Here is a 26,337-nt window from a genome sequence, read left to right on the forward strand (position 1 = left end):
TTTACTTCTGCCGGGTAAGCCAGTCGGCGAACCGGGTTTCCGCGATGTGCGCGTCCGGGCCGGGCAGGAGCGTGTTCTCCTGGAGCGGGGCGCCCCAGTACGTCGCCTGCGGATCCGTGACGATCTTGCGGGGGTCGTTCTGGGCGGTCAGTCCCATGCGGATGAACTCCTCCAGCTGGAACGCCTCGGGACCGGCGACCTCCACCACGCCGCCCACCGGTGCGCCGACCGCGGTGCGGGCGACGGCCGCGGCCACGTCGTCGGAGACGATGGGCTGGATCTTGGCGTCGGGCAGGTGCACGGTGTCACCCTCGGTGACCCCGTCGGCGAGTCCCTTCGCGAACTCGAAGAACTGGGTGGCGTGGACGATGGAGTAGGGGTTGCCGGCCGTCTTGATCAGGTCTTCCTGGACCTGCTTGGCGCGGAAGTACCCGCTCCCCTGGAGGCGGTCGGTGCCGACCACGGACAGCGCCACGTGATGCGCCACGCCGGCCTGGGTCTCCGCCTTGAGCAGATTGGTCGTCGAGGTGCGGAAGAACTCCATGACGGCCTCGTCCTCGAACGAGGGCGAGTTCGACACGTCGACCACCACCGACGCACCCTGCAGGACCTCGGCGAGGCCCTCACCGGTCAGCGTGTTGACGCCGGTGTTGGGCGACGCCGCGACCGCCTCGTGTCCATGCGCGCCGAGCCCGGCGACCACCTTCGAGCCGATGAGCCCGGTTCCACCGATCACTACGACCTTCATAACGGAGTTCCTTTCGAGTTTCCCTGATGCCTCTATCAGTAGAGACCGGGCACCGGATCTGTTTGTGACACCTTCTATTCGACGAGCTTGCCCGTGGTCGAGACTTCCTCCATCAGGGAGGAGATCTCATCGGGGAGGGCCGGAATGCTCTCGCGGGTGACGCCCGTCGTCGGGGACCACACGAGATTCACCTGCAGAGCGGAATCCAGGCCGGGGTAGTCGCTGCGGTTGTGACAGCCACGCGTCTCCCGGCGCTCCAGCGCCGATTCGAGGGTGGCCCGGGCCGCCAGCGCGGCGGACTTGAGATCGAAGGCGTGCGCGAGGTCCTGATAGCCCGCGATGTCCGGGTGGATGCCGACGGCCTCCATGCGCTTCTCGATCACCTCGAGTTCCGCCAGTCCGGCGCACAGGCCGTCCTCGTCGCGTACGACTCCCGCGTGCTCGGTCATGGTGTCGCGGATGGCGCGTTGCAGGGCACGGACGTTCTCCGGCCCGTCGGCGGCGAGGAGTCCGTCGATCTCCGCGCGGGCCTGCGCGATGGCCGACGCCGACCGCGGCTGCGCCGTGAGGGACTGCGAATACGCCGCGGCCGCCTGACCGGTGAGGCGGCCGAACACCAGCAGCTCGATGAGGCTGTTGCCGCCGAGGCGGTTGGCGCCGTGCAGCCCGCTCGACGCCTCGCCGATGGCGTACAGGCCGCGTACGTCGGTGCTGTGGTCCTCCGGGCGCACCCACACCCCGCCCATCGAGTAGTGCGCGGTGGGCGCGATCTCGATCGGTTCGCGGGTGATGTCGAGCATCTGCAGGTCCAGCAGGGTCTGGTAGACGCGGGGCAGTCGCGTCATGATCGTCTGCCGGGGCAGGTGCGAGACGTCGAGCCACACACCTCCCTTGGGCGTGCCCCGGCCTTCCTTGATCTCCGTGTACGCGGCCAGGGCCACACGGTCGCGGGTGGACAGCTCCATGCGCTCCGGGTCGTAGCGGGCCATGAAGCGTTCCCCGAGCGCGTTGCGCAGGAGGCCGCCCTCGCCACGGGCGGCCTCGCTGACCAGGGTGCCCGCGGCGTTCTCCGGCTCGATGATCCCGGAAGGGTGGAACTGGACCAGCTCGGCGTCGCGCAGCCTGGCCCCGGCCTCCACGGCCAGGCGGAAGGAGTCCCCCGTGTTCTCGTCACGCCGCGAGGAGGTGCGCCGCCAGATGCGGGTGTGGCCACCCGCCGCGAGGATCACGGCGTCGGCGTGGATCAGGTAGCGCCTGCCGCTGGTGAGGTCGAAGCCGTACGCCCCGAACACGGCGCCCTCGTGCACCAGCAGCCGGGTGATGTACACCCCTTCCAGCACCGGGATGTCGAGCTGCTCCGCGCGCCTGATCAGCGTGCGCTGGATCTCCAGGCCGGTGTAGTCGCCGGCGAAGGCGGTCCTGCGGAACTTGTGCGCGCCGAAGAAGCGCTGCGAGATCCGGCCGTCCTCCTCGCGGGCGAAGGCCATGCCGTAGCGCTCCAGGTCGTCGATGCCCCGGGCGGCGCCCTGGGTGACGATTTCCACGGTGCGGGGATCGGCGAGGAGGTAGCTCTCCTTGAGGGTGTCGGCGGCGTGCTGCTGCCAGCTGTCCTCGGGGTCCATGGTGGCCAGCGCCGCGTTGATGCCGCCGGCCGCCAGTGACGTATGGGCGTCCTCCTTCGGGCGCTTGCCGACGGCGAGGACGTCGATGCCGGCCTCGGCCAGTTCGATCGCCGCGCGCAGGCCGGCACCTCCGGTGCCGATCACCAGCACCATGGTGGCAAGACGTTGTTCGGTGACAGCCACGGTCCACTCCGTTCGCTGGGGTCTTCATCCAGTACGACCGGGCAGTCCCGCGATCTGTGACACCACGGCCGTGGCTTCAGGTGGCCAGCGTGATGGTGGTCGGTGTGCCGTGCCAGGCCATCCTCGCGTAGGGGCACAGTGCGTCGGCCCGCTGCAGGAGCGGGGTGGCGACCTCAGGGGTGACGCCCGGCCAGCTGACGACCAGGTCGATGTGCAGGACGTATCCGCCGTCCTGCGGACTGCGTCCGAACGCCACCCTCGCCTCGACGGATATCGCGGCGGGGTCGAGCGCGGCCTGTCGTGCGACGAGGCTCAGCGCGCCGTGGAAGCAGGCCGCGAACCCGGCGGCGAACAGCTGCTCGGGATTGGTTCCCCGGCCGTCGCCGCCCAGTTCGGCGGGCAGACGCAGGTCGAGGTCGAGGATTCCGTCGTCCGAGCGTGCCCTCCCCGAGGCTCTCCCGTGGGACGCCGTCCCGCCGGTCACGGTCACCGTCGTGGTGTAGAGGGGAGCGAAGGAGTTCCCGTCGAAGTCGTTCTCGGTGGACAGGTCGGGGGGCTGGATCGGCTCGGTCACCGCGTCGCTCCCGTGGTGCTGCGACGTGCCGGATCAGCTGGGCTGCAAGTCATCGTGAGCGCGCCTTTGCGTCGTGGTGTCCCCGGATACCGGACAACCGGATGACTGGAAGACCGACGAGTAGCCGCTCTTGTGACGCGCGCGGCCTCGGTCAGCAGGGCCTCGAATCCATGACCCTCCTGGTCGCCGCCGTCATCGTCCACGACGAGACCATTAACCGAGTCGTCCTCCTCCAGCGCAGCCAGAACGCCAAGTTCGCCCAGGGCATGTGGGACCTCCCCGTCGGCAAGAGTGAACCCGGCGAGCCCATCACCGAAACCGCCGTACGCGAGCTGTACGAAGAGACCGGCCTGACCGTGATGCCAGAGTCCCTGAAAGTCGCCCACATCAGCAACGGCGCCTGGGCGGGGAAGCCCCCAACGGCCTCCTCACCATCGTCTTCGCCGCCCACGAATGGACCGGCGAACCCGAGAACAGGGAACCTCGAAAGCACGCCCAGGTCTGCTGGGTCGGCGCCGACTCCATCCCCGAGGAGTTCGTGGATACCACCGCCAGCGCCCTCCATCGCTACCTCAGCGACGGGCCCCAGGTCTCGCTCGACGGTTGGTAAGAGAGGCCACCCGACACAGCGGTGCACTGTGCTACGCCGCCAACAGCCGGATCCCAGGGTTGCGTCCAGTGCAGCCATGTATCACTCGGCGGAGGCAATTCGCGGCCGTGGCGGCGGGGCCGGGACTCTGTCCGAGCCGTCGGGACCACGATGGTTCTCCACTGCATCAATCGGTGACCCGACCACCCTGGCAACGAAGCCATCGATCTGCGCAGCTTGAGGTCTTGACTGGCGTCTAGCCGAGAGCTCTTATCGCGCGGTCGCTCTGCCTCGGTGCGAGGCGGCGGCTGAACCGGCGATATCGAGACGTCCCCCACGCGTCGCTGCGTAACTGGGCCCCACCAATTCGTAAGGCGCGATAGCCGGGGACAGGGGCGTTTCGACGGGGCGCCGCCGACGGGACCCGGGGCGGTCCACGTGTCGCCGTCCCTTCCCGGCCGCCAACGCCTTGGACACAGCTTGACTTGCTGACTCACCCACGACGAATCGTTGCGTCAGTCTCGTCGAATGCGCCGCCGAACGGAGTGCCGCCGAGTCGACCGCGCAGAACGAAGTCAGCTTGCACGGCTGCACCGGACTGGAGCAGCTTTTGGTCCACTACCGGTGTTTGTCCGGAAGACGAGACCACAGGCGCGAGCCGCAGCCACGCTGCTTGTTTCCGGCCTGCGCGGATTGTGCCAGGACCGCCTTGTGACCCATGACGTCGCCCGTACCGACGCGGCAGCCGATCGTCTCATCGACGGAGCTACCGCAGCGCCTCGCTGACCCACGGCGCTGATCACCCACCGCTCCCCCGGAACTCGTCTCCCATCGGACGCGGGTAAGGGCAGACTGCGACATACCGACGTGGATGGCATGAGTGCCGCGGCGGCTGTAGCTCAGTTCGCATCATTCGGTTCGGGTCACAAGGTCGTAGCCGCCCCGGTGGCCATGTCCTCGGGGGCCGACGCCGCGGAACCCTCGCGCCGCGGCGGAGCGATCACGAGACGGGACGGTGCGGCGACGAACGACGCCTGGGGTGCCGAGGCTTTCTCGCGGCCCCCGTTGGCGATGACGACGGCGATGTAGGGCAGGCCGATACCGAGGACCAGCGCGACAAGCGCAACGGGCCGTTCGACGTTCCACAGAGTGGCAGCCAGGATCACCGCCACCGTACGCACCGACATGGCAATGACGTAGCGTCGCTGCCGGGCGCGGATGTCCTCGTTCAGCCCTTTCCGCGCCGCGGTGATCCGGAAGACCTGGACGTTGCTCTGCTTGCTGATCACGCTTCATCGCCTGCCTGTCTTGGACTTCCTGGTCAATGGGGATCATGTGCTGCGCATGGTGCCGAAAGGCTGACGCGCAGCCGCGGCTACCTGAAAGACCCGGCACGCTTCAACCCGCGTCTCTGGCAGGAGAACGTCGTCGACAAAGAAAGTACCGATAACCCGAGGCACTTCATCGACGGGGTCGAGCACATAGCTATGGTTGAGCTTCCTGTCGATGAGGACATACCTGCCGTACGTATTGACAGCATCGCCGCCGCATCTGTGACAGCAGTCCCCGCGAAGGTCCTCGTCACATGCGGACGAGCAGTCCGGCCGGCGTGCTGCGAAGGTGCAGGTGGTCGTCGTCACCAGGGGCGGGCCGTGTTGACCGAACTCGCCGTCCCCTCCGCGATGGGCAGCAAAGACAGGAGTTGCAGGTTGGTGTGGCTCTCCGTGCCCGGTACCGCTGTGTAGACGACGAGCCGCTGCGATTGCTCTGGGTCCACGAGCGTCTGGCAGTGCAGTTCAAGCGCCCCGACCTGTGAGTGCAGAAAGCGTTTGGAGGCGCAGTGGGGCCCCAGGACGAGGTGCTCGTGCCACAGTGCGGCGAACTCGGAGCTCTCCTGGCTGAGTGCGTCGACGAGCTTCGCGGCACGGGAGTTTTCGCCGTCGTGTGTGTAGGCGACGTGGAGGTCCGCTGCCATCAGACGGCTCTGTGCGGCGTGGTCGCTCTCGGGATGTACGAGCCGGGAGGCCGGGTCGGTGAACCAGCGGTAGTGGGCGCTGCGCGCCAAGCCCGTGTAGGCGGTCTCGTCGCCCAGGAGCGCAACCGCGGGCCGTGTTTGCTTCAGGGTTTCGCCAAGGTGGTTCATCACCTGGGCGGGTGTGTCTTCCAGGTGGTCCAGGATGCGCATCATTCCTGGACTGATGTGGTCACCGCGCCGCACACGGCGAGGCGCGGTGTGGCCGGCGATCCAAAACAGATGATCTCGCTCTTCCAACGACAGATGCAGACCTCGGGCTATTGCGGCAAGCACCTGCTCAGACGGGTGAGGGCCCCGCGGTTGTTCGAGCCGGCCGTAGTAGTCGACTGATATGTCGCACAGTGCCGCGACTTCCTCGCGGCGCAGTCCACCCGTGCGCCTGCGACGTCCACGGGGCAGACCCACGTCCTCAGGCTGCAGTGACTCTCGGCGCGCCCGCAGGAACGCCGCCAGTGCTGCTCGGTCTGCCATAGCTTCCCCTTCTCATTGTTACGGGGCCGTGCCGACTTCTACGGAGGCGGGGGTGTCGGCGCCGGGATGCCGGGGGCAACCCGGCCTGAACGGATCCGGTGCGTAGAAAGCGGCTGCGGCCGACGGGTGGGGTGCCGCGTGCCGAGCCGGTTCGCGGCGGCTTCGACGGTCTGCGCTAGCAGGACGGCAATGGTCATCGGCCCGACACCGCCGGGAACCGGGGTGAAGGAGCATCCCGGCCGGTTTGCCAGGAATCGCGCTGCGACCCACCACGACGGCATGCTTGCCGGCCAGGCCGACGTCGTACGCCTGCCCACCTCTGCGCGGTGACGTCAGTGCATGTGAACATTCCTGACGCATCCACACACCAGATGCCTCCCGAACTCGCAGACGAGTGCTGCTGCTGGAAGTGAAGAAGCCGCCGCCAGCATGATCACCGCAGGATGACCTCGCTGGCGGCAGTCGGACATGCTTGTGTCACGCGGTCGAAATTCCCACAAACACGGTCTAGTTGTCTTCCCAGTGCCGCGTGGCGGTGGTCGCGGTGACGTCATTGGCGTAGACGAGTGCCACGCGGTGGTTGTACTGGATGGTGTACATCTTCTTGCTGCCGATGACGACCGTTCCGGATGAGGCGAAGTAGTCGTCGGTGGCTGTCGCCGGCTGGGTGGCGACGTAGGCCTGTCCCGCCGGGACCGAGTACATGCTCAACGGTGCTTGCGTCGACGCGCCCAGGCCGGCGGGGTACTCGGACTTGTCCGGGTAGCTGGATCCGTAGACAGCCACGGGTGTGGTGCCTGCGGGCTCGATGATCTTCACGCCGTAGACGGGCCGGGTGTTCTTGCCTTCGGGGTTGTGGAACCAGACCTTGGCGCCGCTGTACCAGACGGCAGTCCAGTCGCCCTGAACCTCGGCGACGACAAACTGCTGGCCGGCCTGTGCGGTGCTGCCCCAGTCGTTGATTCGATTCGTGCCGGCAGCGGTCCCATGGATCGCCTGGTCACCGAAGAGGGGTGCCTCCGCGTCGGGAGCGGTGCGCAGGTACACGAAGTTCGACGCTTGCTGCTTGTCTGTGCAGGATGTCGTGGCGCCCGTCGGATCGTCGGACGGGCAGACCTGGACCGTCTGCACATTGTCGTCGAAGGGCGGGTCGATGGATACGACCGAGCCCTCGGACGGGACGCTGTGCAGTCCGCTGATGGGGCGGCCGAGCAGGCGCATGAAGTGGTCCCAGTCCCAACCGTTGCCCGGGTCCCAGTGCATGCCGGACACCAGCGAGGAGTTCGGCCCGGCAACGTTGTCGTGGCCCAGGACGTGCTGACGGTCCAGAGGGATGTCGAAACGGTCCGCAAGGTACGTCACGAGGTCGGCCGTGGCCTGGTACTGCGCCTCGGTGTACCAGGTCGCGCCCTGCACGGCGTATCCCTCATGCTCGATACCGATGGAGTGCAGGTTCGTGGAGTAGTTGCCCGCGTGGAAGGCGATGTTCTTCGTGGGCACCATCTGCGTCACCGCGCCGTCCGAGGACCGCATCACGTAGTGCGTCGAGGCGACGTTCTTCGGGTCTGCGAGTCCCGCGACCCCGGAGTCGTAGGAGCCCTCCAGGTCGTGAATCACGATGGTGTCGATCCGTATGCCGTTGGCAGGCCGGTTCGAGACCTGGCCGCCGGCCGGAGAGCCGGCGACAAACGTGCAGGCCACGGTCGACGGACATTCGGTGTCGACGTCTGTTGTGGCCTTGAGGTGCAACTGGTCGATCTGCGCATCTGCAGTCCGCACCGAAGGACTGGCTTTCAGCTGGACCTGCTGACCGTCGTCTGTGACATCGGCAGCTCCACTGCGGATGGTGCCGTAGACGCGGTTCGCGAAGCGAACGGCGCCCTGCCTCTGGGTCGACTGGCTGTAGCGGGCCACGGCGCCGTACCACTGCGACGGGTCTGCCGGCGTGCCGTCAGTTACCTGCTTCGCGTAGGAGGCGAGTAGCGCCGCACCGCCTCGAATGTTCTCCGCGGGGTCCTTCCGCAGTGTCTCCGGGCTCTGTCCGGTGAGTTTCGCGGCAGCCTGCAGCGTGTGCAGGGCCGGATTCGAGGCGAGGGAGGCGAGGTCACTGCGTCCCGCGGCACCCGCGTCACCGCCGGCGAGCATCGCCGGGGTGACGTCGGTGAGGTGCATGGGCCCAAAACCGCCGTCGGTGCTGGGCTGTGCGCCGTGTGACTGCCACCCCGACTCCTGGTAGGCCACGCCGAGCAGGACGCTGAGGGGAACGTGGTACTCAGCGGCTGCCGCTGTGAAGTCCTGCTGCCGGGAGTCGCCGTGGGAGTCGCCGGCACCCTCGGCCAGCGCGGTGAACGGCAGCGTGGCAAGGCTCCCTGCTACCAGCGCGCCGATCGCAAGGGCGACCGAGGGACGGAGCCGCACTCTTCTCTTGTGCAAGATGCTGATCCTTATGCGGTTGAAAACCTGTCGAAGAAGCCACCGCCGGGCGGTCGAGCAGCCCAATCGCTGGAACGATCCGGAGGCGCCGATGCCAACATGACAGGCCAGCCAGGCGAGTTGTGACACCGATGCTACGGACCGGAACGTATCAGCGCCGTGATCCGTCCGCGAGGCAACGATCCTTCTCGGCCCAGTAGCACAGGTGACCGGCCACCCCTCAGCGATCGGGCCAGTCGGGGCGATCACTCCCCCTCCGGCGGGTGCTGTACTGCTGCAGCAGTGTGTCCGCCGCAACTAGCGCCTGCTCGGCGGTGCGCACTCCGGTCATGACACACAGCGTGTACTTCGCGTCCTCCAGAGCCCGCCTGGTCCGGCCCGTGGGGCAGACGTCGTACTCGATCCGCGCTTGCGCGAACCGGGCGAGCGCAATACGCACTTCCTTCTCCACAGGAACGATCACTGCGGTTCCCTCTCCCTCTTGCAGCACAGTCCTTCAGGCGCCCTTATTCCTCCGGCACGTTGGCCAACCGCACGCCAACTCCCCCGACAGAGGGCACAGAAAATGGAGCCTGCCTTCACACGCACTGATTCGGCGAGTCGGCGGCTCACTTGGCCGTCCTCACACAAGGACCACCCAGAGCACCTGTTTGTGACACCACGGCTGGAGGGACGACCTTTCACGCGCTGGCCGCTCGCCAACACAGTGTCACACCTAGGGCATGCACTCGGTCTCTATGGTCGGGCAGCTCCGATGGGGGCTCAAAGTCCCTTCCTGGCTACCGATTTACTGTGCCACGACCGATACTCGATGGCAGAGACACACGGAACAACATCTCATGGTGCGTTTCATGGATAAATCAAAGGTCCAATCCAGGCGCGGGACTTTCGCGAGACGCATCTGGTTCCAGAGGCTGCCCGACCAGCCGACGATAACGCCCCCCGGTTCCGGCACTCCGAGGCCTTTCTCAACGCCGAACGTGCACGCCTTGCCGCCCAGCCGGGTCTTGGATTTGCCGGGCTACTGGTAGTCGTTCCACTGGCCGCACTGCTCGCCTTCGGACCGGACGGTGCCGAGAGCGCGGTGGTCATCCCTCTCGCCACTGATGACGTTCGCACTGCCGGTTGTCTCCATGGTCGCGTTCTGGTGGGAGGACTGGCCGGGTTCGACCCCGCGCCCTGGTTGGTCGGCCCTTGTGGACACGCTTCTGATCGCAGCGGCGGGTATTGCCCTGGCGGCCGTCGGCCGGATGATCGTGGGCCATTTCGACGTGTCCGGCCTCTTCAACCCCACCCCGGAACTCGGCAGCGCATCCTTGTATCCCGCCGCAATGCCGCTGGGACTCACGGTCTTCACCGCGATGCTGCAACTCACCCTCGTGGGCGAGGGCTGGCCGTTCAAGCGACTGCCCAGGCTGGTCGCGGGTTTCGCAGCGCTGGCACTCTCCTGGGGACTGGCTCTCCTCGTGCAGTACACGGCGTACAGATTCCGCGCGCCGGCGGGCTCCGGCCTGACCAGTCAGGATGGTCCCTTCTCGCACGAGGACCTCAGTGCCGTGTTCGCGCTGTGCGGGGCGTGGCAGGTCTGGTTCTTCATCGTTTGGCGTGGCTGGCCGTTGAACAAACTCGGCGGGCGATGGCTTCGGATCGCTCTGGGGAATCTGCTCGTGGTCGCCGACACGGCGTTCAGCTTCGCACTGCCCGACGGTTTGTTCGGCGTGGCGGCACGTACCATCCTTGCCACCGTTACCAGTTTCAGCGCAGCCGGGCTGCTGGTGGCCATGCTCTTCGAGGGAGCCTTCCGCTCCCAGATGTCCGCGGCGTGGGAGCGGGCGACAACTCTCTTTGTCTCGGTGGTTGTGGGTGCCGGGCTCTTCGGCGGGCTGATCACCCGTGCGGGCACGCTCACCTGGACAACCTCAAGTGCCGAGGGATGGGTGTCCCATGTATGCGTGAACGCCCTGGGCTCGGGCGTGCTTTTGCATGTGGGTGTCAGCCGCCGTTGGCCGCTTAAGCGTACGACCGCGCCTGTGCAGCGGTCGGCAGCACATCCGCCGGCCGACGATCCGGGGTTGAGCAGTTCGACACCCTGACAATGCCGGAACTCCCTGCGCGTCCCCGAACCGGAGCTCACCGTGACATCATCATTTCGGCCTTGATCGACTGCGGTGTTGTTATGCTCCCGTGCGGGGGTCAAGGTGAGCGGACAGGGTCGTAAGCAACTGCGCGGTCGGCGCCGCGAGTTCAATGCGCTTGAAGAGCTGGCGTCGAAAGTCGAGGCCGGACAGAGCTCAGCTCTTGTCCTACGCGGTGAGGCCGGAATAGGAAAGTCCGCTCTGCTCGATCATCTGGCCGGGTACGTCGCCGGATACCGCGTCGCCCGCAGTGCGGGTGCCGAGTCGGAGATGGAACTCCCGTTCGCAGCCCTGCACCAGTTGTGTGCGCCATTCCTAGGCCACTCCGCCTCCCTTCCGCTCCCGCAGCGAGAAGCGCTGACCACGGCGTTCGGGGTCAGCACCGGCCCACCACCGGACCGGTTCCTGGTCGGTCTCGCCGTGCTCGGACTGCTGACCGAGGTGGCCGCCGAAAAGCCGCTGTTCTGCTTGGTGGACGACGCGCAGTGGGTCGACCGGGTATCCGCACAGACTCTGGCATTCGTGACACGGCGGATGCTCGCTGAACCACTCGCACTGGTGTTCGCCACACGTGAATTGAAGGCACGCGACGAGTTCGCCGGACTGCCTGAACTGACGATCGACGGCCTCGACAACGGCGACGCCCTCGCGCTTCTGGCTTCGGAGGCCGGCGGTCCCTTGGACGAACGAGTCCGCGACCGAATCCTCGCAGAAGCCCGCGGCAACCCCCTCGCGCTTCTGGAACTTCCGCACAGCCGGGAAGAGACGGAACCCCTCGGATTCGGCCTGCCGGACCCCGGACCGGTGACCGGCCGCATCGAGCGGAGCTACGTCGAGCGGGTCCGCTCGCTCCCGCCCGCGACGCAGCGACTGCTGCTGGCAGCCGCCGCCGAACCGATCGGCGACGTGACACTCCTCAGACGCGCAGCGGCGCTCCTGGACATCGATCCTGAAGCGGCAGGCCCGGCAGTGGCAGCGGGGCTGTTCGACATCGATGCTCTGGTGCGTTTCAAGCATCCGCTTCTGCGCTCGGCAATCTACCGGTCGGCCGAACTCGCGGAGCTGCGAGAGATCCACCGCGTCCTGGCAGAGGTGACCGACCCCGGCCACGATCCCGACCGTCGTGCATGGCACCTGGCACGATCAACCGTGCGACCCGACGAGGCGATCGCCACCGAACTGGAGTCATCCGCCGTGCGGGCCCAGGCGCGCGGCGGCACCGCCGCGGCCGCGGCGTTTCTCGCACACGCGGCTGTATTGACTCCGCAGCCACAACGGAAAGCGACGCGTGCCCTCGCGGCAGCTCAAGCGAAGCTTCGCGCCGGCGCACCAGCCGCGGCGCGTGACCTGCTGTCCCTCGCCGAGAGCGGAGTCCTGGACGAAATCGGTCACGCTCGCGTGCACCTCACCCACGCTCAAATCGCCTTCGCCGACAGCCGCGGCGCCGAAGCGCTCCCCCTCCTGCTGGCCGCCGCGCAGCGCTTGGTCCCGCTCGACGTCGGCCTGGCTCGCGAGACGTTTCTGGACACCGTGTCAGCGGCCATGTTCGCCGGGCGCCTCGCTGTTGGGGCCACGGTGCGAGAGGTGGCGGAAGCAGCGCACAGGACGTCACCGTCCCGCACACGGCTGTCACGCAACGCCGACCTTCTCATGGACGCCTTGGCCACCCGGTTCACCAGTGGGTACCGTGCCGCCGTCGCCGGCGTGCGTGACGCGGTGAGCGCGCTCCGCCGGGAGACCGATCCCGAGCAGGTCCTGCGCTGGTCATGGTTGGCCTCAGCCCTCGCTGCCGAGATGTGGGACGACGAAGGTTGGACTGAGCTGGCGATGCGCCACGTGCAGACGACCCGCAGCGTCGGCGCGCTGACAGAGTTGCCCCTCGCCCTCCACTCACGGGTAGTCGTTCACACGTTCGCCGGTGAGCTGGACGCGGCGGCACTACTCGTCGCGGAGAGCCTCAGTGTCCAGCAGGCCGCCGGCAGCAACAGCTTCACGCCCTACGGAACGCTTACCCTCGCCGCCTGGCGAGGAAGGGAAAGCGAGGCCGCCAGGCTTGTCAGGACCAGCCTGCACGACGCCACGAATCGCGGTGAAGGCGCCGGCGTGTCCGTCGCCCATCGGGCCGGAGCCGTGCTCTACAACGGTTTGGGCCGATACGAGGAGGCATTCGACTCCGCCCGTCAGGCGAGCGCGCACCCGCAGGATCTCGCCGTATACCACTGGGGATTGACTGAACTGGTGGAGGCCGCAGTACGCAGCGGTCACCGCGAGGCGGCCGAGGCCGCACTGGCCGAACTGACCCGGGCCACCGAAGCCGCGGCCACAGACTGGGCCTTGGGTGTTCAGGCACGCTCGCAGGCTCTGCTCGGCCAGGAGGACTCTGCCGAAGAGCTCTACCGCGAGGCTGTTGAGCGACTCGGACGTACTCGTGTCAAGACGGATTTGGCACGGGCGCACCTGCTGTACGGTGAATGGCTGCGACGGCAGAACCGCCGCGTCGACGCCCGCGAGCAACTTCGCGTGGCGCACACCCTCTTCAGTCAATTCGGCGCCGGCGCGTTCGCCGAGCGCTCCGTCCGCGAACTGCGGGCCGCCGGCGAGACCGTGACCCGGCGGACTGGTGCCGCCGCGGCGACGCTGACCCCCCAGGAAACGCAGATCGCGCAGCTGGCCCGTGCGGGGCTCACCAACACCGAGATCGGCGCACAGCTGTTCCTCAGCCCGCACACCGTGGAATGGCACCTGCGCAAGGTGTACGCCAAACTCAACATCACTTCTCGCCGGCTCCTGCACACGGCGCTCTGACCGATACGCCGCCGCAGACCCACTGATCTCAGCAGAGATGGAGCCGCTGGCCACCGACGCGAGACCAACGTCCAGTGACTTGACGGACCGGACCAGCCCCAGGGGCTCTCCACGGCGTGACCACGTAGGCACCTACGGCCTGTCAAGGGCGCGACCAGGTGCCTCTCTGCGTGAACCTGATCAGACGGAGCAGAAGGGATGACGGCAGAAAAGCGAGGGCTCCTGTGTCGCGGCCCATGTCGACCAGCCGTGCGGAGAGCTCTGACCAGGCGTCGAAGTCCCAAGTCGTGTGTGCCATACGGCACACGAGCGGGAGCCACCCAAGACCGTCCTCCGGCGCGACCTCCTCCGTGCGGAAGGCGACCACGGCCTCCATGAGAACCGGCGCACCAGCGGCGTAACCTTCGGTGATCACCCGTGCGACACCCTGCAAGAGGAGATCCTCACGGGTCGCGGGGTGAGTCAAGGACGGTGCGTTCAGCACCGCTTCTGCAACGTCGCGGACGCCCCCCGCGGCCAGTCGGCCTGCGGTCAATGCCGCATAGAGGGCGTCCCGGTAGGTCTCACGGGCGAGCTTGGCGTCGAATGACTGGAGCCGCTCGGCTGCTTTGAGCAGCAGCGGTAGTCCGGCACTGGCGCTTTGGGAGACGGACATGATCTGCCCGCGGAGCAGCACGGCTTGCGCGGACCTGACGTCGTCGAGGCGGCTCAGTTCCGCCGCGTCGACCAGCTCCCGCGCAACGTCGAAAGCGCCTGCTTGATACTTGGCCTGCGCCGCAGCCAACGCCCGGAGCCCCCAGCGTGCGAGGTCCGAGGTCAGTTCGGTGGCTCGCTGGAGACAGGCTGCCGCCGCGGCGATTCCGCCGCGCAGTTGCGCGCGCCCGGCCGATTTCTCCAATTCGACGGCCACGGCCTCGTCCGGTCCCGTCGTCGTGCTCGCCAGGTGCCAGACACAGTGTTCCGGACCGAATTGCGCGTCGATCGAGTCCGCCAAGGCCTTGTGGACCCGTCGCCCTTGTTCGAAGTCTGCGGCGCGATACGCCGCAGACCGAACCAACGGGCGGCGGAAGCGAACCCACGTAACCGAATGAGATGAGTCCGGAGTTCGGCGCCGGCCTCGGCAGTGCTCACAGCGATTCCAAGACGTTCAGCAGCCCGCCGCAGCAAGGCCACTTCACCGACCGGCTCTGCAGCGGCGGTGAGCAGCAGTTGTTGCGTTTCCGCCGGGAGCGACTGGACGCGACGGAGGAAACGGTCGAGCGGGCCGGTGATCACCGATTCGAGGAGCCTGCGGGAACCGCAGAGCAGCATCCGCGGCCCTGCGGCCACCCTTCTCCACAAGCAGAAGAGCCGAAACCAGATCACTACTGGTCAGCCGCGAGTGGACCTCGGCAGTAGGACACCATCGACGTAGAGGTCGACGCGCTCGTTGTAGAACGCAGTCAGCCCCGCGATGCGGTTGGCATGAATGGTCGGAAAGTCGTAGCCCCAGGCGATGTCCTCATGGGAGGCCCTGTCGCCGTCGAAAGACCAGTAACTGCTCGTCGTCCCCTTGTAGGGACATCGGGTCACGGTGTCTGAATGCCGCAGTCGGGTCCAGTCGACGCAGTTGCGATCAAGGTAGTAGCGGGTGGGGAGGCCCGTTTCGAACAGTTTCACACAATTGGGGGCCTCCGCCAGCACCACACCTTCCAGCTCCACCCGAACGCTGCTGGTGGAACGCAGGGCGTCCACACGGGAGTAGGGGCTCCTGGGATGAACGAAGACGGGCTCGTCTTCCTCGAACCACGCGTCCAGGGCCTCCCACTCGAAGCGTACGGTGTCATGCAAGGATCCCGGGGCGCCCTCGCCCCAGAGCCAAGCCGCTCCCGCGCGGACGTGAGGGCCTACCCGCACAGTGTGTCGGTGTGCCGGGCCGGCACCGAGCTGCTCCGTGTGGTGGTCGTCTTGGAGCACACCGTCCACAAGGTCCTCGATCGGGATGCTGAACTGAGGGTAGGCCTGCCATTCCCACACGTACAGGGCGCGGCGGGTGTCGAAGACGACGCGGCCACCGATCGTGCCGCGGATACGGCGGGGCACGGGCTCGACGTGTCCGATCGGAACGATCAGGCTTGGATGCAAAACACTCTCGGTTGCCATGGTGATCACCTTGATTGATTCGCTGGCTGTGCACCCCCGTACCTGACGCCCGTGGACCCGAATGACCACGCGTACCAGGAGAAAGGGGTCACACATCCACTTAGTCGATGCTATGGGATGGGCCTGGTGGTGCGTCACCAGGTTGTTGTCACATGGTGTCCCAGCTCGATGCAATCCGCTGGGACACGTTTGCGGAGTCGAGGTCAGACGGTGGGTCGCGGGGCGCGGAGGTGGGCGCGCTGCTTGAGTTCCTCTTCGTCGACGAGTTCGAGCATGGGCTTGCCCGGCGCGCACATCATGGTGACCACGAGCTCGGTCGTCTCGTCCGCCAGGGCGTTGCCGTCCTGGTCCAACTCGGCCCGCCCTCGGCACCATCCCCATGACCGCGCCCATGCCCGTGATATCCGTTATCCAGCATTGTGTCGCACCTTCCACGATGTCCACGAGCGGACGCCATGCCGTCCGCCCCAAGCGTGACCGCATAGTCAGTCGCGATAACGGCTCGTATATCCAGACCGAGCGACGCCCAGATCTGTGACAGCGGAGCCGACGGGTTCCAGCCAGTCGCGGGCTCGACGTCAGAACGCGCAGCGGCGTTGCGGTCAGAGCACCGCTTGGCTGCTCTTCTGAGGTGGAAGAGGTCCGACAGCCAGTTCAATGTCACAGCTTCGGGACGTGATTGGTCATCGCAAGTAGGGGTCAATCCTTGCAGTCGAAGACCGACATTGATGAGCCCGTCACCTTGATCAAGAGTTACACGGTGCCAGCGGTGGAAGCCGAGTACTTCATCGACGTGTACCGGGAGAACGCCCGGATCATGTCGACCCAACCTGGCTTTCTTCACTCCCGCCTGCACAGGGCGCTAGGGCCTGTCCGGCGGATCATGTGACCGCCTCGCCCCGGGGCCGTGGCACTGCCGTAGCCTCCGTGGTCATGTTCAAGTGGTGGCAGGTGCTGGCGGATGACGAACGGCAACAATGGACTCTGGATCCGTTCGTGAGCGTGGGGCCGCTGGTGTTCGGAGTGGGTCCTGGTGAGGCATCGGAGGCACTGAGCGATGTCACAAGGGAAGCTCAGCGGCACAGGCTTCGCCGTCGCGCGAACGAGACCGTCGACGTCGTGGAGGAGGGCGAGTACCGGGAGTTCGGTTTGAAGCTCTACTACCGGGACGAACGGCTGGCCGGCGTCGTGGTCGATGCGCTGCGGGGGCCCCAGGTCTTCGTGGAGGGGGTGGCCTTGGTCGGTCGGATCCCCTCCGTTCTGGAGCAGTGGATGCTCGACCGTGCCGAAGCCCGCGAGCCGTATTCAGAGCTTTCTTACATGGATGCTGGAGTCCCTGGGTCGGACTCACTGGGCGTCGTTCTGGATGTGCAGCGCGCAGGCGATCACCTCCTCACGCGGCCGGTGTTCGTTCCCCGTGAGGCACTGGACGACCTCTCCCACTTCCTGCCTCGGGAAGCGTGGTCACGTTGCTGAGCTCCCGCCAGGCACAGCGGGACGAGCTGTGACTCTCTTGCCGATGCCAGGTGATCACGGCCGTAGCCACAGCCGGATCGAAACCACGGTCACGGTGCCGTGGAAGACGTAGGCGCGTTTGTCGTAGCGCGTGGCCACGGCCCGGGAGTGCTTGAGCCGGTTGATGGTGCGCTCGACTTCATTGCGGCGCTTGTACTTCTGCTTGTCGAACCCGGTGGGCCGGCCGCCCTTGCTGCCGCGGCGTCGGCGGTTGGCGCGCTGATCCCTCGGCTCGGGGATGGTGTGCTTGATCTGGCGTCTACGCAGGTAGCGGCGATTACGGCGAGAGCTGTACGCCTTATCGCTGCCGAGGTGGTCCGGACGCGTCCGGGGGCGACCGCCGCCAGGGCGCTTGACCCGAATACGTTCCAGGATAGGTATCAACTGGGGGCTGTCGCCCCATTGGCCGGGAGTGATCAGCAAGGCCAGTGGCCGACGGCCGCCTTCCCCGGCAAGGTGGATCTTGCAGGAGAAGCCGCCGCGGGAACGGCCGAGTCCTTCGTCGGGTCGGTGCTGGCGAGGGATTGATCGCTTCTTCGGGATCCGTGGCGCTTTGCGTGGCGCCCCGGCCGCGTGCTGGTGGGCCCGGCACGAGGTGGAGTCCACGCTCACCATGCTCCAGTCGATTCGCTCCTTGGCGTCGGCCTCGGCGTGGACGGCCTGCAGGATCCGGTCCCAGGTTCCGTCGGCCGACCAGCGGCGGTGGCGTTCATAGACCGTCTTCCAGCATCCGAAGCGCTCCGGAAGATCCCGCCACGGGACGCCGGTCCGGGCACGGAACAGTATCCCGTTGATCACAGTCCGGTGATCGCTCCAACGTCCACCCCGACGACCGTACTTGGGTAATGGGGTGCAAGTCGCGCCCACTCGTCATTGGTCAGATCACCTCGCCGCACGACCAGAACAATGATCCCAGGGCGAGACGGTCACATGATCCGCCGGACAGGCCCTAGTGCTGGAGGTGCGGTTCGTGCACATCGCCGCCTGGAGTTCGGGCACCGCGCTCGACAGAGCCACCGCCAACCCCGAGTGGCTCGCCTCGCTACGGCGCATGTTCGATGATCCCGGCCTTCACATCACCTCTGAACCCGCTGGGTATCGCATCGTGGTCGAACTTCATCCCTCATGACTTCGGCCGCACGCGGTGAGTTGAGCCTGTCGGAGCGAGGGCGCGGACGGACTCCGAAACGCGTATGCAGCCGCACGCGACGGCTCGGCCACCGCCCTCTGGCGCCCTTCCACGGCGTCCTCATGCACACGATGGTGTCTCGAGACCGGGCCGCCGCTCATCCCAGTGCGGGGACTTGTTCCTCGTCCGGTTGAGGGGCCGCGCCGTACGTGCTCCCCCGGAGATAGCGGAGCAGGTCTTCGTCGGTGTCCCCGGCGTCGAGTTCCCGCACGGCCTCCTCGGCCGCCTGGTGGAGGAGAGGCGAACCCACCCGCAGTACGTCGTGTGCGACGGCGGTGAGTTCGGTTTCGACGCTCCGACGGTCGTGCAACGAGGTGTGCGTGGTGATCAGGCCGCGGTCCCGTAGACGCGCCACGAGACGGCTGGTGGCGGACTGGCTCAGCCCTATCCCGTTGGCCAGGTCGCTGAGGTACAGCAAGCTCGTACCCGCCCGCATGCCCTCCCACAGGGCGCGAAGGGCGTAGAACTCGCTGACCGCCAGGCCCAGATGTTGATGAAGGAGTCGCTCGATCCGGGTCTCGATCCGGCGATGGACAAGGGTCAGTGTGTTCCACTGCGTGATCAACGTGGCATCGTCACTCATCAGGGATGGCCTCCATGCTGTCCGCAGCGCCCGACCGCTTCTACCGGAACGACGTTCCAGCAGGAGGAAGCGGCGTTGAGCCGCCGCCGCTTGCCTACACCGAGTAGACAGGCCAGCGGCCATCGTTGTGACAGCCATCTTCTTATGCCGCTTGTCTGGCCAATGGGTGATCCGCACGCAGCGATCGAGGAGTCGGCGGCAGCAGGCGGTGCACGTGGCCGTCGGGGGCGAGCAGTTGTATGAGGCCCTCCAGGTCACCGGTGCCGGCCGCGGTCCGGAAAGCGGCGACGAGGCGACGGTGTGAATCAGCAGGGACAGGTCGCTCGCGGCCGGATTCCAGGCGGACTTGCGCGCGGTGGACCATTACCCGTGCGTTCGGGGCGCTGATCCGAAGCAACCTCGCAAGATCGGCATAGGCGTAGTCGAAGCTCTTCCGCAGTAGGTAGGCGGCCAGCCCATCCGGCGTCAGCCTCGCCATGAGCAGGGCCAATGCCGCCTCGACGGCCACGGCTTGCTCAGCACGCAGCACGGGATCCTGGGCGGCCCGGTCGCCGCGGCCGACCACCTGCGACTCGGCCGGGAATTCGTGGCGGTGCCACGCGGACTGGATCATGTTGATCGCCAGACGGGTCGTTGCCGTGGTCAGGAACGCGGCCGGATTCTCGATCGACGCGCGGTGGGTGAGCTGCCAGCGCAGCCACACCTCCTGGACCACGTCCTCGGCTCCCGAAACGTCGCCGAGGATTTGGTAGGCGATGCGGAACAGCCGTGTCCGCTGGGCGAGAAAGTCGTCGAGGGCAAGGTCCAGGTCGTCCTCGGCTGACTGGGCGACAGGCGGTTCGGCGTGCGTCGTCGCCTCCGAGCTGGGCGCGGACATCGAGGACTCCTCTTCGTGGGCGGCGCCCATCGAGGGCATTGGTTCCACCCTCGGTCCGCAGCACTGCTCACCGCGCCCTTGGTGCCCGTGGTCGAGTCCGTAGGGGCCCCATGGGGGCCCATGGGGAAACCGGGGGGACCCGGAGGACCCGGGACAACCCCCGGGGGCCCGCACGACCTCAGCCGGATCGCGCCGCGCCCGCGCCTGTCGTGTCGGTGGCTGGGGCGCTCGCGATGGCAGCCGGAAGCGCGCGTCGTGAGTTGATCCCGAGCTTCGTGTACACCTTTCGCAGGTGCCACTCCACGGTGTGTGGGCTGATGAACAGCTCGGCGCCGATCTTCGCGTTCGTCATGCCGTCGGCGGCGAGCGACGCGACCTGCGACTCCTGGGGAGTGAGCGCGCTTGTCGGCTTGGCTTCCCGCGACCTGACGTGCTCACCGGTGGCGACCAGCTCGCGGCGGGCCCGCTCGGCGAACGCGTGCGCCCGCATTCCGTCGAACATCTCGTGCGCCGTGCGAAGGTGCTTCCGGGCCAGCGCACGGCGCTGGCTGCGGCGCAACCACTCGCCGTACAGCAGGTGGGTACGCGCCACCTCCACGGCCACACTGCCGCGGCCGTACTCCTCGATCGCGGTCCGGTACAGACGGTCGGCCTCGGCACCGTCGGTGAGGAGAGCCTGACTGCGGGCGCTGGCACCACGGGCCCAGCCGGAATCGGTGGCGCGGGTGACGTCGACCAGCCGGGCCAGCGACGCGCGGGCCTGGTCGAGTTCACCGCACCGGGTCGCCGCCTCGATGTGTTCGACCAGTGACAGGCCGTTGAAGTTGAACCCGTCGTGCTCGATGGCCGTGCGAGCGGCCTCCAGGGCTTCCTCATAGCGTGCCAGGCCGTTGAACAGCACGCCCTGGATGTAGCCCATGGCGCCCAGCAGGGACACCTCGCCCGTTTCCACGGCCCTCTGCCTGGCTTCTTCGATGATGCCGGCGGCGACGTCCGCCTCGCCTCGCCACGCGGCCAGCACGAGTGTGGCGTACTTGTGCGGAGCATGGCCGGTCGCGTCGGCGATCGCGTCGGCTTCGTCGATCATCCGGCCTGCCTCGGCGAAGTCGCCGTAGTGGATGTGCACTCCGCCGAGGTAGACCAGGGCCGGTGGCAGCGCGCCGAGCGCCCCGATGTCGCGGGCCAGGCGCACCGCGCGACTCGACAGCGTGTCCCACGCGTGCAGGTCCCAGGCGTAGTGGATGAACGCCTCCAGCGCGACCGGGACCAGCAGGAGCCAGCGCATGGTCGCCTCCCGGGTGCCGAGTTCCTCGTGCGCGAGCAGCTCCAACGCGCCGCGCAGTGCCGGGACACCCGTCTCATAACCGTCCGCGAGCAGCGCGGCCACACCGTCCAGGAGCAGGTCTGCGGCCCTGGAACCGGAGGGGGGCGCCCCGGATCCGCGGGCGGCGATCGCGGCGGCGCGGGCACCTGTCGGACCGTGGACCCGGCCCGCGAAGATGGTCGCGCTGATCGCCTCCAAGTACGTTTCCCGCGCCAGTGGTGACCCGGCCGCGGTGAACTGTGCGGCGGCTTCGAGGAGCAGGGGCGCCGCCTCGTCGCTGCGGCGGCGGGCGAAGAGGATCCTGGCGCGAAGGCGGGCCAGGTGGGCGCGGTCCAGAGCGCTGAGGGGACACAGTTCGGCCACCGTCGCCAGTTCCGTGGCCCGGTCGGGCGCGGCGGCCGAGAAGTGCGCCTCTGCGGCCGCGAGAGCCCGACGCCCCCGCGACCTGGGGTCCGGCGTCACCTCGGCCGCCCGCTGCAGCAGTACCGCCTCGGCGGCGATGCCGCCGCGCTGTCGCGCGCGGTCGGCGGCCTGTTCCAGCCCTGCGGCGACCTCCTCGTCCGGGCCGTCCGCGGCCTGGGCAGCGTGCCAGGCACACCGGTCGGGATCCAGGACCGGGTCCGTGGCCTCGGCCAGCGCCCGGTGCACCGCTCGGCGTTCTTCGGGCTCGGCTCCGTGGTAGACCGCCGAACGGACCAGGGGGTGCCGAAACCGAACGGACTCGCCGAACTCGATCAGGCCGGCCGCCTTGGCCGGTGCGGCATAGGGAGTGATCTTGAGAGAGGCGGCGGCGCGGACCAACAGGCGCGCGTCACCCACCGGTTCCGCCGCAGCGATCAGGAGCAGTGTCCGGGTCTCCGGCGGCAGCGAACCGAGGCGGCTGGCGAAGTCTCGTTCGACGCGGCTCACGACAGGCCCCTGGACACTCGGAGAACTCGACGAGTCCAGGCCGTAGGCCAGCTCCGCAGCGCTGCGACCGCGGGAGAATTCGAGCAGTGCGAGCGGGTTGCCGTGCATCTCGGCCACGAACCGGTCCCGGATCCGCTTCTCCAGCCGCCCACCGACGGCGGCTTCAAGGAGCTCTCCGGCCGCGGCGGTGTCGAGACCGCCGAGCCGTAGCGCCGGCAGACCGCTGAGGGCAGCCTGCCCCTCGGGGTCGCGTACCGCGAAGGCCATCGCGACCGCCTCGGCGAGCAGTCGCCGGGCCACGAACTCCAGGGTCTGCAGGGACACTTGGTCCAGCCACTGAGCGTCGTCGACCAGGACGAGCACCGGTCGGGTCTCCGAAGCCCGGGTGAACAGGGTAAGCACGGCGAGGCCGACCAGGAAGCGGTCGGGCGGGTCGCCGGCCGCCATCCCGAACGCTACGCGGAGGGCGTCCCGCTGGGGTCCCGGTAGCTCTTCGAGCTCGTCCAGGAACGGCGCACACAGCTGGTGCAGACTCGCGTACGGCAGTTCCATGTCGGCCTCGATGCCGCGCGCCCAGGTCACCTTCACCCGGGACGCCTGCGCGGCCACGTACTCCAGGAGCACCGACTTCCCGATGCCGGCTTCACCGCGGACCACCAGAACTCGGGAGCCACCTTCGCGCAGGCCGACCAGCAGGTCGTCGAGCGCCGCACACTCCCGACGCCGGCCGACCAGGTCGGGAAGGGGGCTGGCGATCATGCGACGCGGCTCCTTCGAGGAATCCGGGGGGAGTCATACACAACGTTTGTTCGGAACGATCCTTGCAACGATACCTGGGGTGGTCCCCGCCGTGTGTGTCGGATTGCTGTGATTGACTCCACGTCAAGAAATCCCCTGATGCTGTCACACACGGTGCCACTATCCGGTCGACCACTGCCCATGATGTCGTCTGTCCGCTGTCGCAGGAGGTCCCATGTCTTCGCTCGGTCATCAGCTCGCCACGTCCGTCCTCGTGGTCGGGGCGGGCAAGTCAGGCCTCCGAGCAGCCATCGAGGTCGCCGAGGCCGGTGTCGCGGTCATCGCGGTACTCAAGCGCCCGGCTGACGATTTCCCCACTGTTACCGGATTCAGTGGTTCCGAGGGAGCGCCCGCGAACCCTGGTGCTGGACCCGGGCGTAGTGACACGTGGGAGCGGCATGCGGCCGACACGTTGCGTGAGGGCCACTTGTTGGCCGACCCGCGCGCCGCCCAGGTCGTGGCCCGCTACGCCGCTCAGGGATTCCATGACATGGGGCGCTACGGCATGCGTTTCGACCGCCAGGGGGACGGCGGGCCCGTCCGGCGTCAGCTTGGCGACGGCAGGTACCACCGGGCCGCGTTCACCGGCGAGTACACCGGCCTGGAGGTGCAGCGAGCGCTCCGCGACCGCGCGAAGCAGCTCGCCATTCCCGTCCTGCCGGGCGTGTACGTCACTCGGCTGCTGGTCGACGACGGAGCGGTGTTCGGTGCCTACGGATTCGACGTCGTCGATGGCTCGCGCTACCTCGTGCACGCCGATTCGGTGATCCTCGCGACCGGAGGGCACACGCGCATCTGGCGACGTACGTCCTCGCGTCGCAACGAGAACACCGGCGGCTCCTTCCGCCTCGCCGTCGAAGCCGGCGCCCGGTTGCGTGACCCCGAGCTGGTGCAGTTCCACCCCGCCGGGCTGATCACGCCGGAGAACGCGGCCGGCATGCTCGTCAGCGAGGCGGCACGCGGCGAGGGCGGGGTCCTGCTCAACAACCTCGGTGAGCGGTTCATGACGCGCTACGACGCCGAGCGCATGGAGCTCTCCAGCCGGGACAGGGTCGCGCTGGCGTCCTATACCGAGATCAGGGAGGGACGCGGCACCCAGGCCGGCGGCGTCTGGCTCGACCTGTCCCACCTGCCGCGTGAGACGGTCCTGACGCGCCTGTCGCGGGTGCACCAGACCTTGTTGGACCTGCAGATGCTCGACATCACCCGCGACCCGATCGAGGTCGCGCCGACCGCCCAGTACTCCTTGGGCGGCGTCTGGGTACGGCCCGAGGACCACAGCACGGAAGTCAACGGGCTCTTTGTGATCGGAGAGGCGGCCAGTGGTCTGCATGGCGCGAACCGGTTGGAGGAGAACTCGCTGATCGAACTACTCGTCTACGGCCGGATCGCCGGCCGGGCCGCCGCGGAGTACTCGGCCAGGCTTACCAGCCAGCAGCGGTCGCCGGCAGCGGTTCGCGCCGCGGAGGCGGACGTGAGCCGGCTTCTGGCCGCCGACGGCGACCAGAGCGTCCGCGCGTTGCAACGGTCGGTGCGCCACCTGATGACGGAGCGCGCCGGTGTCGTGCGGGACGAGGCCGGGCTCGCCGCCGGACTCGCCGGACTCGACGAGATCGAGGCCCGCATGGCGGACGTGGGTGTACACATCGACGTCGGCGGCTTCCAGGACCTCGCGTACGCCTATGACCTCAGGTCCACCGTTCTCGCCGCTCGCGCGACACTTGAGTGTGCCCTGGAACGGCGGGAGACGCGGGGCTGTCACAACCGGTCCGACTACCCCGATGTCGACGCGGACCTGAAGGTCAACATGGTGTGGTCCCCGACGACGGGGGTGCGCCGCGAACCCGTCCCGCCCATCCCCACCCACATCGCTGAGCTGATGTACGACGTCTCGGCCGACACCGAGCTGCTCGAATAAGAGCCGGTCATGAGGGCCGCCGCCATCGGGGACGTGGTCAAGTTCACTGGTACCGACGTGTACCAGGTGCTGTGCCGGTCACGTGCGTAGCGGCCTACGACCGGGCCGGTGGCGTGGTCCAGACGTGTCGGACGGATCGGGACGTAACTGTCAGAGTGCGCAGGGTGGAGGGCACCGGGTGGTTGGCGCGTCAGCATCATGCTGGGCCGCTGACATCGGCTTCGGCGCAACCCGCAACCCGCGGTGGCCGCGAACGGCACGCGGCACTCGACGTCCAAAGGATCCGCCGCAGCGCCCTCTTCCCCGGACGGAGGGTTCCGTTCGGGGAAGGTGCGCGCTGGGTCAGGCGGTGGGTCGCGGGGCTCGCCGGGCGTCTCGCGCATCACTCGGCCGCTTCACGATGCCGGTCTGTTCCTGGACATCTCGACCACCCGGTTCGCCGGTGCGTACCGCAACGTGTCGCCGTCTCGCGCGCCGCTGCGCGCGCTTTGTTGCGAGCGCGGCCCGGACGAGGTGCCGCGCTGGTCGGGACCAGCGCGGGCGACGCCGCGCATCGCGGCGACGGTGTCGGTTCAGCCAGTCCCGTCGCGGTCCTCCCTGCGGGCTGCCGGCGAGACGGCGGTCCGGCACGCCGGATGCTCGTTCACCGACCGGTCGCCATGGGCCGTTCCAAGCCCGCGAGATGGTCGTCGAACGTCAACCGGCCCTGGTCGTAATCCCCGTGAGGCAGCAGACCCCCTCCCGACATGGCTTTGCCGACTTTGCCCGGGAGCGACACAGGAACGACGATCCGGTGCCTGCCCTGGGCGCGCACGATACGGCGCGCCATGTCCACCATGCGCGGTTGCTGGGGCCCGGCGATTTCCCGTGCCATTCCCGCGGGGGCCTGGGTCACGTGGTCGACGAGCCTTTTTGCAACCTCTCGGGCGGCAACGGGTCGAGTCAGCATGTTCGGCATCAGAACCACCGGTGACCGGTTGTCCAGCAGCGGCTCAGGAAACTCGAAGAACTGGGTGGCGCGGAGCACTGTCCATGGCAGATCTCCGTCGCGGACCAGTTCCTCCTGCGCGCGTTTGCCCATGTGGTACCCGAAGTCCACCTCGCCACTGCCGACGACGAGAAGAAGTCGACTGCGACCTTCGCTCTCGTCGTGACGACGTTCGCAACGTTGATCACCACGTCACAGCCCGACAACCGGTCCTGGAATACGACGCCGGTGGTCAGATCCACGCCCTGCGAGCGGGCGAGGGTCACTGGCTGATGTCCCGCCGCTCGCAGCTCGGCTACGACGAACTTCCCCACCAGGCCGGTTCCTCCGGAAACAGCGACCTGCATGCGCTTCCTCCTCGTACCCGTCGGTGGTTCAGACTCCGGCCCTACAGACGCCCTATAGACAAGGCAGACGCTGATCCTGTGACAGGGCATGACCCGAGGCCGAGGTGCATCCGGCCGGTACGACCAGGTGGCCGATCGCATGCGCGACCGGC

20 protein-coding genes and 4 pseudogenes are annotated in these 26,337 nt (G+C 67.7%); 7 read left to right on the top strand and 17 right to left on the bottom strand.

Translation table 11 applies throughout. The features are described 5' to 3' along the window. Position 1 precedes the first annotated feature (1 nt). The 3 genes from AQJ46_RS00975 to AQJ46_RS00985 form a co-directional block, all read right to left on the bottom strand. Positions 2-748 (bottom strand): SDR family oxidoreductase, encoded by a 747-nt coding sequence (locus AQJ46_RS00975; protein WP_059203734.1) that lies wholly within the window; start codon positions 746-748, stop codon positions 2-4. A gap of 74 nt (positions 749-822) precedes the next feature. Next, complete coding sequence (locus AQJ46_RS00980; protein WP_059204362.1) at positions 823-2,523, bottom strand: FAD-dependent oxidoreductase; 1,701 nt, start codon at positions 2,521-2,523, stop codon at positions 823-825. 106 nt (positions 2,524-2,629) lie between these two features. Then, positions 2,630-3,127: an Ohr family peroxiredoxin gene (locus tag AQJ46_RS00985; RefSeq protein WP_059203735.1), complete on the bottom strand. Its 498-nt coding sequence runs from the start codon at positions 3,125-3,127 to the stop codon at positions 2,630-2,632. Positions 3,128-3,228: 101 nt separating this feature from the next. On the opposite strand from AQJ46_RS00985, the pseudogene AQJ46_RS51585 reads away from it, so the two are divergent. Continuing rightward, a pseudogene (locus tag AQJ46_RS51585) lies at positions 3,229-3,737 on the top strand (NUDIX domain-containing protein). A gap of 902 nt (positions 3,738-4,639) precedes the next feature. Here the strand turns inward: AQJ46_RS51585 and AQJ46_RS00995 are convergent. From AQJ46_RS00995 to AQJ46_RS01010, 5 genes and pseudogenes are all read right to left on the bottom strand, one after another. After that, positions 4,640-5,002 (bottom strand): DUF3099 domain-containing protein, encoded by a 363-nt coding sequence (locus AQJ46_RS00995; RefSeq protein WP_059204363.1) that lies wholly within the window; start codon positions 5,000-5,002, stop codon positions 4,640-4,642. A gap of 350 nt (positions 5,003-5,352) precedes the next feature. Next, positions 5,353-6,222: a helix-turn-helix transcriptional regulator gene (locus AQJ46_RS01000; protein ID WP_059203737.1), complete on the bottom strand. Its 870-nt coding sequence runs from the start codon at positions 6,220-6,222 to the stop codon at positions 5,353-5,355. Between the two features lie 137 nt (positions 6,223-6,359). Next, positions 6,360-6,534, bottom strand: a pseudogene (locus AQJ46_RS51590) (bifunctional 5,10-methylene-tetrahydrofolate dehydrogenase/5,10-methylene-tetrahydrofolate cyclohydrolase); the annotation flags it as partial. Positions 6,535-6,729: 195 nt separating this feature from the next. Then, entirely contained in the window at positions 6,730-8,655 is a 1,926-nt protein-coding gene (locus AQJ46_RS01005; RefSeq protein WP_059203738.1) for an N-acetylmuramoyl-L-alanine amidase, read from the bottom strand. Positions 8,656-8,875: 220 nt separating this feature from the next. After that, positions 8,876-9,118, bottom strand: coding sequence for a DUF5133 domain-containing protein (locus AQJ46_RS01010; protein ID WP_059203739.1), 243 nt, complete (start codon positions 9,116-9,118; stop codon positions 8,876-8,878). A gap of 643 nt (positions 9,119-9,761) precedes the next feature. Between AQJ46_RS01010 and AQJ46_RS01015 the strand changes: the two genes are divergently transcribed. After that, positions 9,762-10,748: a hypothetical protein gene (locus AQJ46_RS01015; protein ID WP_059203740.1), complete on the top strand. Its 987-nt coding sequence runs from the start codon at positions 9,762-9,764 to the stop codon at positions 10,746-10,748. Between the two features lie 105 nt (positions 10,749-10,853). Further along, on the top strand, positions 10,854-13,595 hold the full coding sequence (locus AQJ46_RS01020; protein WP_059203741.1) for an AAA family ATPase: 2,742 nt from the start codon (positions 10,854-10,856) through the stop codon (positions 13,593-13,595). A 142-nt stretch (positions 13,596-13,737) separates the two neighbouring features. Here the strand turns inward: AQJ46_RS01020 and AQJ46_RS01025 are convergent, their stop codons facing one another. From AQJ46_RS01025 to AQJ46_RS01035, 3 genes and pseudogenes are all read right to left on the bottom strand, one after another. Further along, positions 13,738-14,589 carry a hypothetical protein gene (locus tag AQJ46_RS01025; protein ID WP_225887198.1) on the bottom strand — a complete coding sequence of 284 codons (852 nt, stop codon included), beginning with the start codon at positions 14,587-14,589 and terminating at the stop codon, positions 13,738-13,740. A 377-nt stretch (positions 14,590-14,966) separates the two neighbouring features. Beyond that, entirely contained in the window at positions 14,967-15,737 is a 771-nt protein-coding gene (locus AQJ46_RS01030) for a DUF427 domain-containing protein (RefSeq protein ID WP_059203742.1), read from the bottom strand. Between the two features lie 203 nt (positions 15,738-15,940). Next, positions 15,941-16,084: pseudogene (locus tag AQJ46_RS01035) on the bottom strand (cupin domain-containing protein); the annotation flags it as partial. A 359-nt stretch (positions 16,085-16,443) separates the two neighbouring features. On the opposite strand from AQJ46_RS01035, the gene AQJ46_RS01040 reads away from it, so the two are divergent. Together AQJ46_RS01040 and AQJ46_RS51595 are read left to right on the top strand one after the other, a co-directional pair. Further along, positions 16,444-16,626, top strand: coding sequence for an antibiotic biosynthesis monooxygenase (locus AQJ46_RS01040; RefSeq protein ID WP_225887199.1), 183 nt, complete (start codon positions 16,444-16,446; stop codon positions 16,624-16,626). Between the two features lie 38 nt (positions 16,627-16,664). Then, entirely contained in the window at positions 16,665-17,213 is a 549-nt protein-coding gene (locus AQJ46_RS51595) for a hypothetical protein (RefSeq protein WP_159063974.1), read from the top strand. 54 nt (positions 17,214-17,267) lie between these two features. Here the strand turns inward: AQJ46_RS51595 and AQJ46_RS01050 are convergent. Then, positions 17,268-18,148 (bottom strand): IS5 family transposase gene (locus tag AQJ46_RS01050; RefSeq protein WP_404828350.1). Its coding sequence is split into 2 segments (ribosomal slippage): positions 17,268-18,097 and positions 18,097-18,148, totalling 882 coding nucleotides; the frame shifts between segments, so codons are not numbered across the junction. Positions 18,149-18,222: 74 nt separating this feature from the next. Between AQJ46_RS01050 and AQJ46_RS51600 the strand changes: the two genes are divergently transcribed. After that, on the top strand, positions 18,223-18,381 hold the full coding sequence (locus AQJ46_RS51600) for a hypothetical protein (protein WP_225887200.1): 159 nt from the start codon (positions 18,223-18,225) through the stop codon (positions 18,379-18,381). 157 nt (positions 18,382-18,538) lie between these two features. Here the strand turns inward: AQJ46_RS51600 and AQJ46_RS01055 are convergent, their stop codons facing one another. From AQJ46_RS01055 to AQJ46_RS01065, 3 genes are all read right to left on the bottom strand, one after another. Then, positions 18,539-19,024: a MarR family winged helix-turn-helix transcriptional regulator gene (locus tag AQJ46_RS01055; RefSeq protein ID WP_059203745.1), complete on the bottom strand. Its 486-nt coding sequence runs from the start codon at positions 19,022-19,024 to the stop codon at positions 18,539-18,541. A gap of 142 nt (positions 19,025-19,166) precedes the next feature. Next, a complete protein-coding gene (locus AQJ46_RS01060) occupies positions 19,167-19,901 on the bottom strand; it encodes a sigma factor (RefSeq protein ID WP_059204364.1) in 735 nt (244 codons plus the stop codon). Between the two features lie 178 nt (positions 19,902-20,079). Next, positions 20,080-22,893, bottom strand: coding sequence for a helix-turn-helix transcriptional regulator (locus AQJ46_RS01065; protein WP_059203746.1), 2,814 nt, complete (start codon positions 22,891-22,893; stop codon positions 20,080-20,082). A gap of 214 nt (positions 22,894-23,107) precedes the next feature. Between AQJ46_RS01065 and AQJ46_RS01070 the strand changes: the two genes are divergently transcribed. Further along, entirely contained in the window at positions 23,108-24,850 is a 1,743-nt protein-coding gene (locus AQJ46_RS01070) for an FAD-binding protein (protein ID WP_059203747.1), read from the top strand. A gap of 643 nt (positions 24,851-25,493) precedes the next feature. Here the strand turns inward: AQJ46_RS01070 and AQJ46_RS01075 are convergent. Beyond that, positions 25,494-25,949: an SDR family oxidoreductase gene (locus AQJ46_RS01075; RefSeq protein WP_225887249.1), complete on the bottom strand. Its 456-nt coding sequence runs from the start codon at positions 25,947-25,949 to the stop codon at positions 25,494-25,496. A 107-nt stretch (positions 25,950-26,056) separates the two neighbouring features. Further along, positions 26,057-26,326, bottom strand: a pseudogene (locus AQJ46_RS58735) (hypothetical protein); the annotation flags it as partial. Positions 26,327-26,337 lie beyond the last annotated feature (11 nt).

This window comes from Streptomyces canus, from assembly GCF_001514145.1.
In the GTDB taxonomy this organism is placed as follows: Bacteria; Actinomycetota; Actinomycetes; order Streptomycetales; family Streptomycetaceae; genus Streptomyces; species Streptomyces canus.

Bases quoted from the DNA above. Each gene is read 5' to 3' on its own strand.
- AQJ46_RS00975 (WP_059203734.1), bottom strand. From the start codon at position 748: ATGAAGGTCGTAGTGATCGGTGGAACCGGGCTCATCGGCTCGAAGGTG.
- AQJ46_RS00980 (WP_059204362.1), bottom strand. From the start codon at position 2,523: ATGGTGCTGGTGATCGGCACCGGAGGTGCCGGCCTGCGCGCGGCGATC.
- AQJ46_RS01000 (WP_059203737.1), bottom strand. From the start codon at position 6,222: ATGGCAGACCGAGCAGCACTGGCGGCGTTCCTGCGGGCGCGCCGAGAG.
- AQJ46_RS01015 (WP_059203740.1), top strand. From the start codon at position 9,762: ATGACGTTCGCACTGCCGGTTGTCTCCATGGTCGCGTTCTGGTGGGAG.
- AQJ46_RS01030 (WP_059203742.1), bottom strand. From the start codon at position 15,737: ATGGCAACCGAGAGTGTTTTGCATCCAAGCCTGATCGTTCCGATCGGA.
- AQJ46_RS01055 (WP_059203745.1), bottom strand. From the start codon at position 19,024: ATGAGTGACGATGCCACGTTGATCACGCAGTGGAACACACTGACCCTT.
- AQJ46_RS01060 (WP_059204364.1), bottom strand. From the start codon at position 19,901: ATGTCCGCGCCCAGCTCGGAGGCGACGACGCACGCCGAACCGCCTGTC.
- AQJ46_RS01065 (WP_059203746.1), bottom strand. From the start codon at position 22,893: ATGATCGCCAGCCCCCTTCCCGACCTGGTCGGCCGGCGTCGGGAGTGT.
- AQJ46_RS01070 (WP_059203747.1), top strand. From the start codon at position 23,108: ATGTCTTCGCTCGGTCATCAGCTCGCCACGTCCGTCCTCGTGGTCGGG.